Source organism: Corynebacterium simulans (genome assembly GCF_001586215.1).
Classification (GTDB): domain Bacteria; phylum Actinomycetota; class Actinomycetes; order Mycobacteriales; family Mycobacteriaceae; genus Corynebacterium; species Corynebacterium simulans.
On sequence record NZ_CP014634.1, the window covers coordinates 2,222,783 to 2,235,858 of the forward strand.

General features: G+C 60.0%; 12 protein-coding genes. 8 read left to right on the plus strand and 4 right to left on the minus strand.

The window, feature by feature from the left end; genetic code table 11:
* The first annotated feature begins 53 nt into the window (after positions 1 to 53).
* Genes WM42_RS10405 through WM42_RS10415 form a run of 3 tightly spaced genes read left to right on the plus strand, consistent with a single transcriptional unit; the run spans position 54 to position 2,464 of the window.
* Entirely contained in the window at positions 54 to 1,433 is a 1,380-nt protein-coding gene (locus tag WM42_RS10405; RefSeq protein WP_061923975.1) for a glycine--tRNA ligase, read from the plus strand.
* A gap of 25 nt (positions 1,434 to 1,458) precedes the next feature.
* Positions 1,459 to 1,974, plus strand: a complete 516-nt coding sequence (locus WM42_RS10410; RefSeq protein WP_061923972.1) for a hypothetical protein — start codon at positions 1,459 to 1,461, stop codon at positions 1,972 to 1,974.
* Positions 1,975 to 1,990: 16 nt separating this feature from the next.
* Complete coding sequence (locus WM42_RS10415; protein WP_070498142.1) at positions 1,991 to 2,464, plus strand: hypothetical protein; 474 nt, start codon at positions 1,991 to 1,993, stop codon at positions 2,462 to 2,464.
* Between the two features lie 12 nt (positions 2,465 to 2,476).
* Here WM42_RS10415 and WM42_RS10420 read toward each other — a convergent pair whose 3' ends face one another.
* A complete protein-coding gene (locus tag WM42_RS10420; RefSeq protein ID WP_062037970.1) occupies positions 2,477 to 4,513 on the minus strand; it encodes a TPM domain-containing protein in 2,037 nt (678 codons plus the stop codon).
* Between the two features lie 99 nt (positions 4,514 to 4,612).
* Between WM42_RS10420 and WM42_RS10425 the strand changes: the two genes are divergently transcribed.
* Together WM42_RS10425 and WM42_RS10430 are read left to right on the plus strand one after the other, a co-directional pair.
* Positions 4,613 to 5,191 (plus strand): YdcF family protein, encoded by a 579-nt coding sequence (locus tag WM42_RS10425; protein WP_062037973.1) that lies wholly within the window; start codon positions 4,613 to 4,615, stop codon positions 5,189 to 5,191.
* Positions 5,192 to 5,577: 386 nt separating this feature from the next.
* A complete protein-coding gene (locus WM42_RS10430; RefSeq protein WP_062037976.1) occupies positions 5,578 to 6,870 on the plus strand; it encodes a deoxyguanosinetriphosphate triphosphohydrolase in 1,293 nt (430 codons plus the stop codon).
* An 8-nt stretch (positions 6,871 to 6,878) separates the two neighbouring features.
* Here the strand turns inward: WM42_RS10430 and WM42_RS10435 are convergent, their stop codons facing one another.
* Positions 6,879 to 7,127: a hypothetical protein gene (locus WM42_RS10435; RefSeq protein ID WP_062037979.1), complete on the minus strand. Its 249-nt coding sequence runs from the start codon at positions 7,125 to 7,127 to the stop codon at positions 6,879 to 6,881.
* Positions 7,117 to 7,593: a guanyl-specific ribonuclease gene (locus tag WM42_RS10440; protein ID WP_062037982.1), complete on the minus strand. Its 477-nt coding sequence runs from the start codon at positions 7,591 to 7,593 to the stop codon at positions 7,117 to 7,119. Before WM42_RS10440 ends, WM42_RS10435 begins: the two co-directional genes overlap by 11 nt.
* A 225-nt stretch (positions 7,594 to 7,818) precedes the next feature.
* Here WM42_RS10440 and dnaG point away from each other — a divergent pair, with 225 nt between their 5' ends.
* Positions 7,819 to 9,759: a DNA primase gene (gene dnaG / locus WM42_RS10445; protein ID WP_062037985.1), complete on the plus strand. Its 1,941-nt coding sequence runs from the start codon at positions 7,819 to 7,821 to the stop codon at positions 9,757 to 9,759.
* On the opposite strand, the gene WM42_RS10450 is transcribed toward dnaG, so the two are convergent.
* The gene (locus WM42_RS10450; RefSeq protein WP_061923941.1) at positions 9,756 to 10,025 is read right to left on the minus strand and encodes a hypothetical protein; all 270 of its coding nucleotides are present in this window, start codon (positions 10,023 to 10,025) and stop codon (positions 9,756 to 9,758) included. The two genes, dnaG and WM42_RS10450, sit on opposite strands and share 4 nt — an antisense overlap.
* A gap of 415 nt (positions 10,026 to 10,440) precedes the next feature.
* Here WM42_RS10450 and WM42_RS10455 point away from each other — a divergent pair, with 415 nt between their 5' ends.
* Positions 10,441 to 11,742, plus strand: a complete 1,302-nt coding sequence (locus tag WM42_RS10455) for an acid phosphatase (protein ID WP_338079297.1) — start codon at positions 10,441 to 10,443, stop codon at positions 11,740 to 11,742.
* Between the two features lie 123 nt (positions 11,743 to 11,865).
* Positions 11,866 to 13,047, plus strand: coding sequence for a non-hydrolyzing UDP-N-acetylglucosamine 2-epimerase (gene wecB / locus WM42_RS10460; RefSeq protein WP_062037988.1), 1,182 nt, complete (start codon positions 11,866 to 11,868; stop codon positions 13,045 to 13,047).
* Positions 13,048 to 13,076: the final 29 nt, after the last annotated feature.

The following is a 13,076-nucleotide window of genomic DNA, read 5'->3' on the forward strand; positions in this document are numbered from 1 at the left end:
AGACTAGGAACATTGTTCACGGCTGTCCCTTAACAGAGGAGTCTTTTTTAACCATGGCAAGCGTCATCGATACCGTTGTAAGCCTGTGCAAGCGCCGCGGATTGGTCTACCAGGCAGGTGAGATCTACGGCGGTTCGCGCTCTGCGTGGGACTACGGCCCCCTCGGTGTGGAGCTGAAAGAAAACATCAAGCGCCAGTGGTGGCGCCACATGGTGCAGTCCCGCGAGGACGTCGTGGGTGTTGATACCTCCGTCATCCAGCCGCGCCAGGTCTGGGTTTCCTCCGGTCACGTTGAGGTCTTCACCGATCCGCTGGTGGAGTCCCGCCACACGGGCAAGCGTTACCGCGCTGACCACCTGCTGGAGGCATACGAGGAAAAGCACGGCCACGAGCCTGCAAACGGCCTAGCAGACATCAACGATCCTGAAACCGGCCAGCCGGGTGACTGGACCGAGCCGAAGGCATTCTCCGGTCTGCTCAAGACCTACCTGGGACCGGTTGATGATGAGCAGGGTCTGCACTACCTGCGTCCGGAGACCGCACAGGGCATCTTCGTTAACTTCAAGAACGTGATGACTTCCGCTCGCATGAAGCCGCCTTTCGGCATCGCGAACATCGGTAAGTCCTTCCGTAACGAGATCACCCCGGGCAACTTCATCTTCCGCACCCGCGAGTTCGAGCAGATGGAGATGGAGTTCTTCGTCAAGCCGGGCGAGGACGAGCAGTGGCACCAGTACTGGATTGATGACCGCTACAACTGGTACGTGGACCTTGGCATCAAGGAAGAGAATCTGCGCCTGTACGAGCACCCGAAGGAGAAGCTGTCCCACTACTCCAAGCGCACTGTCGACGTCGAGTATGCATTCGGCTTCACCGGCTCCAAGTGGGGCGAGCTCGAGGGCGTTGCTAACCGCACCGACTATGACCTTTCCGTTCACGCGAAGGGCTCCGGCGAGGACCTGTCCTACTACGACCAGACCACCGAGGAGCGCTGGGTTCCTTACGTCATCGAGCCGGCAGCCGGCCTGGGCCGTTCCATGATGGCCTTCTTGGTCGATGCTTATGATGAGGAAGAGGTGCCAAACGCCAAGGGCGGCACCGATAAGCGCGTGGTCCTGCGCCTGGACCGCCGCCTTTCCCCGGTCAAGGTTGCAGTTCTGCCGTTGTCCAAGAAGGAAGAACTGTCCACCCCGGCCCGCGAGCTGGCTGCCAAGCTGCGCCAACACTGGAACGTTGACTTTGACCTCTCCGGTGCCATCGGCCGCCGCTACCGTCGTCAGGATGAAATCGGCACGCCTTTCTGCGTGACCTACGATTTCGATTCCCTGGAAGACGGCGCAGTTACCGTCCGCGAGCGCGACACCATGGAGCAAGAGCGCGTCAAGCTCGACGAGCTCGAGGCATACCTGGCCGCTCGCCTCATCGGCTGCTAAAGGCCAAGTAAAGAAGAAAGTAGCGATGCAATACACCAGCTGGGACCGCACTGACAGCCAAAAGCCTGTCCTGCTGAAGGAGGATGGGCCCCTGGCCTTCGGCGTCTTTTCTGCAGATCAGGCAGAAATTGACGGCGAGGTTTGGCAGCTAGCGGCGGACCCGAAAGAAGGCGCCACGGCCCGCGTGGATAGCCGCGTCTATACGCTGCAGGGCCCGCTGGGCCGCGCCAAGCGCCTAGAGGCGGATGCTGCTGGCCGCGAGTTTTCCTTTATCAACGAAAACGGCGGCGATTGGATTATTGAAGACGCCGTCGGTTACAAGGTCGCGCAGTTTTCGACAAAGAATTCCGGCGTGCGCAAGGCCATCTTGGAGTTCGACGCGGAGCCCGAGGCCGCCGCGCTAAACGACGCCGAGATCATCGCCTTGAGCTGGTTTACCCGTCTCATTCTGGAGGCCAAGACCCGCGGCATGGCAGTGCCCGTCATTGCCACGCTGGGGCTTGCCTCCCTGGTGGCGCTGCTTTCCCTTTTCGTGTTCTAGGCATTAAGCGATACTCGTGAGTACAGAACACCGGCATTGGACGTGGGCCGAAGATTGCCTGCGTGATGAAGAAGGAACCGTATGGGCCACGGTGCGCGCTGACGTGCTGAACGTCAATGAATCCCAGCTGGCTTCGGCGCAGGAGCGCATTTTGCTGGAGCACTCCATCGACAGCGGCAGTCGCCATTTCTGGGTGCGCGGCACGGCCACCACGGGCCAGACTCTGCACGTGGGGCAGCAGGGTGTTTCCATTAGCCACATGCAGGCTAAGTGTATGGGCCGTGAGTACACGCTGGATAGGCCTAATCCTTTCCGCAGGGAGCGCCGCATTTATGACGCTTCCGGAAACGAGATTATCCGCACGCGCCCCACTTTCAAGGGCGTGCTGGAGATTACGGATATGCGGCCGCAGCAGGTGCCGGACGTCGACGCCGCGTTTTTAACCTATTGCTGCGCGCTTGTCGACGCCCCGAAGCGCCGGCGGATCTAAGCGCCGGCGGATCTAGAAGGAACCGCCGCGGAAGCCACCGCCCCCGCCGCCGGAGTTTCCGCCGAAACCGCCGCCAAAGCCGCCCCCGAATCCACCGCCGAAGCCACCATGGCTGTTGCCGCCGCCGAGCATCTGGCCGATGACCATGCCGGTGATGATGTCTCCCGCGGTGGAGCCGGCGGACTGAACCTGTTGGCGGCGCTGATAAGAGTTGATGTCCTGCTGCGCGGTGCGCGCCGCATTTTGTGCGGCGTTAGCGGCCTGGCGGGAAGCATCGATGGCGCTGCGCAGATCGGAGTTTTTGAGCTGCATGGCTTGGGCGTGCAGCCGCTTGGCGTCGGCAAGCTGAGTACGCGCGGTGGCACCCACCACGCGGCCACGGGTGGAGATGACGTCCTCAGCGGCCTGGATGGCGGCCTGCGCGGAGTGCATCTGCTGGTTGTACAGGTCGAGCTGGCGGGCACGGGTGGCGGTGGCTTCGCGGACGGAATCGAGGCGCTCGTCGAGCTCGGAGTCGAGGGTAGTCAACGCGGTGTAGTGGCCGAGGGGGTCGCTGGCCTGGCCGGTTTCGGCCGCAGTGACGGCGTCATGGGCGCGCGCGGTGACGTCGTCGAGTGCCTGCCAATCGGCCGCAGTGCCAAGCTTTTTGCCTTGCTGCTCCAACTGGCGGGCCTCGTCCACCTCGCCGCGGACCTCAGCGATGAGCGCGGCAAGATTCTGCTTGGCGGCCGCGAGGTTGGACTCGGCGTGCTCGACGCCGGAAAGGAGGCGGTCTGCCACCTCGATGGCGTGCTCGGCCTCGCGGATGAGGGCCACCAGGCCGCCTTGCTGGCCGGCAGGTGCCGCGGCGAGTTCACGGCCACGGTCGAGTTGCTTTTCCGCCTCGCCCACGGAGACTTCTGCCATGTGTGGGTTATCGGCAATGGAGTCCAGCGCGCCCGGGTGGTCTTCCTGCAGTTGTGCCAGAATCTGCTGGGCCTGCGGGATGCGGGCGCGCACGTCCACGCTGCGGCGCGTGAGCTCGTCTAGTTTGGAATCGGCGTTGATCAGCAGATCGCGCATTGCGGCGAAATCCGCGGCTTGGGCATCCAAGGCATCATCGGCCTGGCCACACGAGGAGACGATCTCGATGAGCATCTGGCGGCGCTCGGCCTCGGATTCTGGCGCGGCGTCGTTAAGCCGGCGCTGCATAGCAAAGGCCTTCTGCAAGGTGGAGGTGGAGTGGTTCATCGCGCGGGTGAAAGGACGCGTGCGCTCGGGGCCGAACTCGGCGGTGGCGATGTCGAGCTCCTCCTTGCCGCGGCGAATGGACTCATCGGTAGAGACCAGCTCCTCGCGCGCCAAGGAATCGAGCGTTGCGGTATCGAGCCTGTTCAGCGAATTCGTATCGCCCGGCTCGATGGCGCGCGCTGACTTGAGCGTCTCCGCGGAATCTTTCTTGGTCTTGCGGCGGCCTGCCAACCATATGCCGCCGCCGGCCAGCGCCAGGGCACCGGCACCGCCGGCTAGCCAGCCGGCGCCTGAACCAGAGTCAGCGGAGCTAGAACTAGAAGAACCCTTCCCGCGGCCCGAGGCAGCTGCGACTAACTCCAAAGCAGAACCGCCTAAGTCATCGTCTGCCAGGCGTGCTGAAGCTGCTTCATACATGGCATTCAGCCGGCTCTTTGGCCAGGCCCCACCCGTTTGCACGCCGACCTTGCGGTCTTCGACGGAGACAACATAAATGGCGGAGTTCGGGCCCTTGGAGGCGACGAATTGCTGCGCGAAGTCTTCCGCGGAGCCAGACAGAGTCTTTTCAAAGACCACGTAGAGTACCAGGCCCTCGTTCTTCTGCAGCGTCTTGATTTCATCTTCCAGCTGGTCTTTTTCCTCAGCGGAGAGCGCCCCAGCGTTGTCAGTGACCTTGGAAGTAATGCTTGAGGGGGCAGCCTGCGCTAGCACCGCCGGCGCGTTGTTGTGGGGTGGTGTTGCTGCAAAAGCAGTAGGCTGCGATAGCCCTACGATGAGTGCCGCTAGGGCGGCTGAACCGATACGCGCAGAAGAAGTCATGCCCACCAGAATACCGTTAGGCTAGTGCAAATGAGACGCGTTAGCTGCTGCAGGAAAGCACGGAAATCCCGGGAAAAGATTGCCCAGAAATTTAATCTGGTGGAGCCTGAAGCACAGGCAATCATCGTGCTCGGCGCGGCTCAATACGATGGCAGGCCCTCGCGCATCCTGCAGGCACGCCTCGACGAGGCCCGCCGCATTGCGGTTGCTACACCGGGCGTGCCCATCGTTACCGTCGGTGGCAAGTTGCCCGGGGATCGCTTCACCGAGGCAGAAGTCGGCGCCAAGTACCTTAGAGGCCACGCCTCTGTGTTGCCCGTGCCGGAGGGCAACGACACCGTGGAATCCCTGCGCGCCATCCGCCGCAGGCATGGCTTCGAGCGCGTCATCATCGTGACCGACCCGCTACATTGCTTGCGCGCCTGGCTAATCGCCCGCGACGAGGGGTTTGCGGCACGGGTGGTCGGTGCAGCCGGCTATCCCACGCCCACCTTCGCGCCGCCGTGGTGGCGCTATTTGGCCCACGAGTTGGGCGGCCTGGTGGTCTTCGGCGCGCGGAAGGTACTAGGGGAGGAGCTAGCTGAGCATCTGCGCAGCGGTCTACACCGCTTCGAGGGGCTCATCCGCCCGACGCGACGCGCCCGACACGAAGAAATTCGCAATAAAGCCGGGAGATAAAGCACCTTGTCAGCGGCTATTTTTAAGTGTTTTTCCAGCTATCGCAGGAAATTCTCAGTTGATTTTGGTGGCAAAACCACTTTCTGCTCGCTAGCGTGGTTAGTGAAAGCTCCCCCTATCGAAAGGAAAACTTATGTTTGACATCATCAACAACGTCTTCAACCTCGTAGCAGACACCCTGCAGGCACTGGTTAACCTGCCTTTCTCCTTCGCTGATAAGCTGTCCAGCGCTTTGTCCAGCAAGTAAGCTCGGACATAGTTAGAGCTCCTGTCCAAGGTTTCCCGTAAAAGGGAGGCTGGGACAGGAGCTTTTGCTTTGCAATGGCAGCCAGACACCCCTACCAGAATCAGAAAAGTACAAGCTCGTTGCGCCTACACTGCACTATGTGAGCTATTCCTATACCCCGCACGACGCCGCCCGCCTCTTCGATGAGAGCCCCAAGGGCTCCGTGTTTAATAGCAAGTCTGGCTCGGCCGACGCGGATCGCCGTGGCGCCTTCGCCCGCGACCGCGCCCGCGTCCTGCACTCTGCTGCTTTGCGACGCCTCGCTGACAAGACGCAGGTGGTTGGCCCCCACGACGGCGATACGCCCCGCACGCGTCTCACACACTCGCTGGAGGTGGGCCAGATTGCCCGCGGTATCGGCTCCGGGCTGGGGCTTGACCCAGACCTGTGCGACATGGCCGGCCTAACCCATGACATCGGGCACCCGCCGTATGGCCACAACGGTGAGAACGCACTCAACGAGGTAGCGGATATCTGCGGCGGCTTCGAAGGTAACGCGCAGACCCTGCGCATTTTGGCACGTCTGGAGCCGAAGGTAGTCGATGCGGAGGATAATTCTTTTGGGCTGAACCTCACGCGCGCCGCATTGGACGCGGCGTGCAAGTACCCGCGGACCAAGACCAATCCGGATGGCAGCGTGAACCGCAAGTATGGTTGTTACGATGAGGACGCCCACATCTTGGCCTGGCTGCGCGAAGGACACGAAGACTCTCGCCCCTCGATGGAGGCACAGGCGATGGATTGGTCCGATGACATCGCCTACTCCGTCCACGACGTCGAGGATGGCATCGTTTCGGGTCGCGTTTCCCTCGCCGTGCTCTGGGACTTGGTGGAGCTGGCTGCCCTCGCGGAGAAAGGTGCCAAAGCTTTCGGCGGCAGCGCGGACGAGCTTCTCGACGCCGCGGATTCCCTGCGTGCACTGCCCGTCATCCAGCAAGTCAGCGAGTTCGATTCCTCGCTGCGCGCCTACACCACGCTGAAGAAAATGACTTCGGAGCTAGTGGGCCGCTACGTTGGTGCCACGGTGCAAGCCACCCGTGAGGTCAATGGTCCGGAGCTGGTTTTGGGGCGCCAGCAGGGTAACCTTGCCGTGCCAGCGCGCGCGGAAAATGAGGTCAAGCTTTTGAAGACCATCGCGGTGCTCTACGTGATGGATGAGCCGGTGCACTTGGCGCGCCAGGATCGCCAGCGCGAGCGCATCTACCGCGTTTTTGATTATCTTTCCGCCGGCGCACCGGGCGCCCTCGACCCGATGTTCCGACTGTGGTACGACCGCGCTGAATCGGATGCTGAGCGCCAGCGGGTCATTGTGGATCAGATCGCCTCGATGACCGAGTCCCGTTTGGAGCGGCTAGCGCGCCAGACCGCGGAGTTTTCTGGGTTTATGGGGTAGCTTTCGGCCTAGCGGTAAAGCTTGACGGCGCTGTCTTTAAAAACCTCGAGCACCGCTGCAGTGTCCTCTGCAGGCAGGCGCCAGGAGGAAGCGACGACGGTTTCGACCTTGTGCTTGTGCAGGAAGTCCGCCAAGTCGTCGAGGTTGTGCGGGGCAGTGCAGGTATCGCAGCCACGGATGGTGCCGAGCGCGGAATACAGATCTGCGCGGCTTTCAAGCGGCTGAGTGATTAGAACTTTGGAGAGATTATTCAGCATCGGGGATCTCGCAGAAGGATTCGTAGTGATCGTCGGTGTAGTACCAGACATCGGGGTCGGTTTCGCTGCCGCCGCCGGTGACGATGCGCTTGGCGCCGCGGTGGTTTAGGCCGGGCGAATCCACGGTGTATTCGCGGTAGTAGTTCTTGGACTCTTTGGGCAGTACGCCCTCGTAGTTTCCAAAACGCTTGTTGTCATTATCCGGATGGTCGTAGGGCCCGCCCGCCAAGATATCCTCGGCCGTTTCTTCTGCTTCCTCGGGCAGGGTATCCATCGCGCACGAGGCGTAGTGCCCGGAAAAATTCGCGGCGTTGGATGATGAAGCAGAGCTTGCAGTTGAACTCGTGGACTGCGAGCTACCAGAATCACTGCCAAGGTCGATTCCGAAGTAGCCAGCGGCTGCGACTAAGAGCAAGCTGCCGAGGACGGCTAAGGGCTTCTTCTTGGAGGAGGGGGGATTGGCCATACCCCCATCTTTGCAGGGATTTTCCTGCAAAGAAAATCTAGCTAGCACTGGGAAAACACTCGGACCTTCTGCTTTTTCCAGGTTTGGCTTTTGCCGCTTTTGCCTACCCCAAGGGTGGGTAAATTTCCGGGCTTTCCAGTGGCTTTTTCAAACTGCCGTTGTTGGGCACCTGTACCTGCACCCCAAGGCAAGCCAGCAACCCACAAGCGGGGTAGTCTTTAGCGCATGGCACAAGGCAGAATTCCGGAGAGCGACATCCAAGCAATCCGTGAACGCGCGCCTTTGGAAGAAATAGTGGGCGAGTATGTACAGCTCAAACCAGCTGGTTATGACTCCATGAAAGGGCTGTCGCCCTTCAAGGAAGAGAAAACGCCTTCCTTCCACGTGCGCCCGCAGCGCGGTTATTATCACTGCTTTTCCACGGGCAAAGGCGGCGATGTTTTTAGCTTCCTGATGGAAATGGAGCAGGTCTCTTTCCCCGAAGCAGTCGAGGCGGTGGCCCAAAAGATTGGCTACCACATCAATTACCAAGGCGGCAGCACCGGCAATCGCAACGAAAAACCTGGCACTCGGCAGCGCCTTATCGCGGCGAACAAGGCGGCCCACCAGTTCTACCGAGAGCAGCTAGAGACCCCGCAAGCAGCCAAGGCGCGCGAGTTCCTACTCGGTCGTGGCTTTGGCCGCGAGACCATCTATGACTTCGAGTGCGGTTATGCCCCGGAGGGGTGGGACACTGCCACCAAGCACCTTCTGCGCATGGGCTTTTCTTTTGAGGAGCTAGAGGCTGCTGGCATTTCCAAGATGGGCAAGCGCGGGCCCATCGATCGCTTCCACCGCCGCCTGCTGTGGCCCATCAAGGACCTTTCGGGCAACGTCATTGGCTTTGGTGCCCGCAAGCTTTTTGAGGATGACAACCTGGGCAAGTACATGAACACGCCTGAGACCATGCTCTATCGCAAGTCCAAGGTGCTCTTTGGCTTGGATTTGGCCAAGCGCAACATCGCGGAAGCACACCAAGCGGTGGTGGTGGAGGGCTACACCGACGTCATGGCGATGTATGCCGCAGGCGTGAAGACCGCCGTGGCCAGCTGTGGCACCGCGTTCGGCGGCGATCACCTGCAGGTCCTGCGCAGGTTGATGCTGGATGATTCCTACTTCAATGGCGAGCTCATCTACACCTTCGACGGTGATGAGGCTGGACAGAAAGCCGCGATGCGCGCTTTCCAAGGGGAGCAGTCCTTTACTGGGCAGTCTTTCGTTTCGGTGGCACCAGAGGGCATGGACCCTTGCGATTTGCGCCTGGCCAAGGGCGACGCCGCGGTGCGTGAGCTCATCGCGGACCGCATCCCGATGTTCGAGTTCGTCATCCAGTCGGTGCTTAGCGAATACCGCATCGATACCGCAGAGGGGCGTCTGCAAGCATTGCGTCGTGCGGTGCCCGTGGTGGCGCAGATTCGCGACGCCCCGCTGCAGCGTGAGTACGCCCGCCGCCTAGCTGGCTGGGTGGGTTGGCCCAACCCGGAGGAAGTCCTGCAGCAGGTCCAGCAGGAGGCTCGCCGGCCTAAGAAAAAGGACAAGAAGGCACGGCTTGCCGACGCCCCGATCAAAGCCGGCACGCCCGCTCCCGCACAACAGAACACTCCGGTCTTCCACGTGCCAAGCCCCCGTGAGACCCACCTGTGGCCGCAGCGGGAGGCCCTAAAGCTGGCCTTGCAGTACCCGGGCCTTGCCGGTTCTTACTTCGACGGGATTACCGCCGATGCGTACTCGAACGAGTCTTACCGCATCATCCGCGAGGCAATCTCTACTGTCGGTGGCGTTGCTGCCGGCGCCAACCTGCCCAGCGTGGAATGGATCGCCGCTGTGGCAGGGGAGATGCTCGATCTCACTGCGCGCAACTTTGTCAGTGAGCTTGCCGTGGAACCCATCAAGGTGGGCGATGAGTCCGATCCCAAGGCTTGGGAGGTTTATGCTGACAGCGTGCTTTCCCGCCTCCAGGAAGCCCGCGTGGGCGACCAAGTAGCCCAAATCAAGGCCCAACTAGGTCGCATGCGCCCCTCCGACGACGAGCAAGCTTATAACTCGCTTTTCGCCGACCTCGTCGCCCTCGAGCAGGCCCGCCGCGAGCTCAATGACAGGGCGTTTCGTGGGCCGCAGCCTAATTAGTCTTCGTCGGGCTCGTAGATACGGTCGTGGCCGTCTAGCTGGTTTCCTTTGACGCGGCGGCCGCGGCTTAGATCCTTTACCTCTTTCATGCGGGGTTCTGGATCGAGCTTGTTTGCCACTGCCTTGCGGGTGGCGTTTACTGCGTTCTTGGTGACGGGGGAGTTGATCGCTTTTTCGTACGCGCCCTTGATCTGGTGATAACGCTTGCGGCCGGCCTTGGTACCAAAGACATAACCTGCGGCGGCGCCTACTACGAACTGGATCATGGTTGGAGTATCTCACCCTTCAGGTAGTGATTTAACGCTAATAACCTCACCCAGCCTACCTGTATCGGTGGTGTAGTGGTGGGTACCCTCATTGATGAAATTTATTGTGACCGCTTCCCAACGCGGGTAAAGCACGATAGCTTAAAGACGTGACCGCTCGATCCTGTCTCCCGCAAGCGGCATCAGCCGCAATAGCCATCGCCGCCCTGACCACGGCCGCCATCGGTGTTGTTCCTGTCAGCTCGGATTCGAACGAAGATAAAGTAAGCAGCGTCCGGAGCTAAGCCCAACTCGGCTAAGGTCCTCACTTTGCCGCAAAAGATCATCTTTTAGCCGGAAAAATTTAACCTTCTCGCCACCTTATGCAGCTAGCGTTCTGTGCGTTCTTGTTGCTAATTCAATGGAGAAAGTAAATATGGTTCGTCATCGTTATTCGATAGTTGCTACTTCCCGCCGTTCTGTAGCGGCCGCAATTCTGGCAGTGGGTGTAGCGGGTGCAGGCGCACATGTGAATCCTGCGCCAGCTAGTGCACAGTTATCGTCTTCGATGCCAGCGCTTACGGGGGCTGTTACCGGCTCGAGCAGTGGTGCCCCAGCAGTCCAGCATGACGGCGCACCAACCCCAACTCCATTCACCACCGACTACTTGGTTGGCTTTCCTTCCGATGTCTCTTCCTACCAATACGGCGTCTACTGGGAAGTAGTCCGCATGTTTGACCATGTGAAGACCCAGCAGCCAATCATGGATGAGAACCTCGAAAAGGCCATTGCCATCAACAACGCTGCTGCCGATGATCCAGCGCTGATTAAGCGCGCTCAGCAAGATGCGGCTGCCGACACTGACGGCGTGATGCTTGCGGTTTCTGACGCACTGGGTGAGGAGTTTGGCGGCGCTTTCCGCGATGCTCTTGCCGAGCATCGCCTGCCAAAGACGGAGTACCTGTTGGGAAATGGCTACCTAGCTCGTGCGGGCGGACTAGCTAGCTCTACCTTCGCGGAAAAGTACCACTTCAACGTGCGGCGTCCTTTCCAGGTAGCACCCGATGCTATTCACAAGTACAACGACGGTAAGAAGGACTATTACGGCACCACGCCGGCTTTCCCGTCTGGCCATACAAACCAGGCAACGTGGATCACCACGTTGATGGCCCACATGCTTCCGGAGGTCGCACCGCAGCTCGTGCTGCGCGGCGCGGAAGCCGGCAACCACCGCGTGGTCATGGGCGTGCACTATCCGCTCGACGTTATCGGTGGCCGTATGACGGGTCAGGCGGCAGCGGCCGACCGTCTCAACGATCCACGTATGCACGATGCGCTTGACCAAGCAGCGGCCGAAATCCGTGCAGAGATGAAGTGGCGCACTGGCAAGGACATTTCCGAGCTCGTAGCCCAGCAGGCTGATGCGGGTAAGAATTACGCTACCGACGAGCAGGCAGTTGAGCGTTATGCTCCGATGCTGGACTACGGCTTTAAGCCTGCTTATGCCACCGATGCTCCAATGATTGTCCCGAAGGCCGCGCCGGTCCTGCTTGAATCAACCCATCCCGAGCTCACTTGGGAGCAACGCGCCGAGGTGCTTCGCCAAACCGCAAACCCCGCTGGCCACCCCCTCGACTGGCAGGGCGAAGCAGGATCCTGGCAGCGCCTAAATCTGGCAAAGGCCATGGCTGCGACGGTAACTGTCAATCCAGATGGAGCAGTTCAAGTCTCTAATTAAACAGATCGCATCAGGAACCTCCCCCAGTCTTGGTCATACCTGCGCGCGAAGAGACAGAAACGTGTAATCATTGGCGAAACAGCAAATGATGGTATGACACCTAAAACGCTTTCAAGGAGCACAATGGCTAAGCCGAAAATTATGACTGTGTACGGTACACGACCTGAAGCAATCAAGGTCGCACCGGTCATCAAAGCTCTAGAAGCTGATGATCGCTTCGAGTCCGTTGCAGTCTCTACTGGCCAGCACAAGGAAATGCTGGAGCAGGTAAACACCATGTTTGGAATTACCCCCAAGCATGACTTGGGATTGATGAAGCCGGGACAGACCCTCAATGAGATTGTTTCCCGTGCCATTGCCGGCCTCGATGAGATCATCGTTGCTGAGGAGCCGGACGTCATCATTTCCCAGGGTGATACATCAACGGCCATGGCAGCGGCTCTTGCTGGCTTCCACCGCGGTGTGCAGATCGTTCACCTGGAGGCAGGACTGCGTACCGGCAACATCTTGTCCCCGTTCCCGGAGGAAGCAAACCGTAAGATCATCGGTCAGGTTGCAGCCCTGCACCTTGCGCCGACTGAAGGCGCAATGGAGAACCTGCGCCGCGAGGACGTTCGTTCTAAGGACATCGTTGTAACCGGCAATACGGTTATTGATGCTCTCCTTGAAGCAGCAACTTGGGACATCGAATTCTCGGATCCAACTCTTGCTGAGGCCGCTAACTCGGACAAGCGTTTCGTTGTTGTCACCACACACCGCCGCGAGAACCTTGACGCGATGAAGGAGATCGGTGGTGCTGTACAGGATCTAGCAAAGGCATATCCGGATACTATTTTTGCGCTGCCGCTGCACCTGAACCCAAAGGTCCGCGAAGCAGTTCTTCCGGAGGTTGAGGCGCTGGAGAACGTCATCATCACGGATCCTCTTCCGTACGATCAGTTCACCAAGCTCCAGAACCGTGCGGCCATCATCCTGACCGACTCTGGCGGAGTCCAGGAGGAAGCACCTTCCTTGGGCAAGCCGGTTTTGGTCATGCGCCAAAACACCGAGCGCCCTGAGGCCGTCGTCGCCGGCACCGTGAAGCTGGTGGGAACCAACCGTGAGCTTATCGTGGCGGAAGCGAAGCTTCTGCTTGATGACAATGCCGCTTATTCTGCAATGGCTAATGCCGTTAACCCATATGGCGATGGCAAGGGCGCTCAGCGCGCAGTAGCGGCCATCGCAGAGTTGACCGGGGTAGGCGAGCGCGTAGAAGATTTTTTGCCGGAGGCAGGTTCCTCTAAGGACTCCCAAGGCAAGGAATAACTCGCGCGCCTGCCGGAGAAAGCTGATAT

Bases quoted from the DNA above. Each gene is read 5' to 3' on its own strand.
- WM42_RS10405 (WP_061923975.1), top strand. From the start codon at position 54: ATGGCAAGCGTCATCGATACCGTTGTAAGCCTGTGCAAGCGCCGCGGA.
- WM42_RS10410 (WP_061923972.1), top strand. From the start codon at position 1,459: ATGCAATACACCAGCTGGGACCGCACTGACAGCCAAAAGCCTGTCCTG.
- WM42_RS10420 (WP_062037970.1), bottom strand. From the start codon at position 4,513: ATGACTTCTTCTGCGCGTATCGGTTCAGCCGCCCTAGCGGCACTCATC.
- WM42_RS10435 (WP_062037979.1), bottom strand. From the start codon at position 7,127: ATGCTGAATAATCTCTCCAAAGTTCTAATCACTCAGCCGCTTGAAAGC.
- WM42_RS10440 (WP_062037982.1), bottom strand. From the start codon at position 7,593: ATGGCCAATCCCCCCTCCTCCAAGAAGAAGCCCTTAGCCGTCCTCGGC.
- dnaG (WP_062037985.1), top strand. From the start codon at position 7,819: ATGGCACAAGGCAGAATTCCGGAGAGCGACATCCAAGCAATCCGTGAA.
- WM42_RS10450 (WP_061923941.1), bottom strand. From the start codon at position 10,025: ATGATCCAGTTCGTAGTAGGCGCCGCCGCAGGTTATGTCTTTGGTACC.
- WM42_RS10455 (WP_338079297.1), top strand. From the start codon at position 10,441: ATGGTTCGTCATCGTTATTCGATAGTTGCTACTTCCCGCCGTTCTGTA.
- wecB (WP_062037988.1), top strand. From the start codon at position 11,866: ATGGCTAAGCCGAAAATTATGACTGTGTACGGTACACGACCTGAAGCA.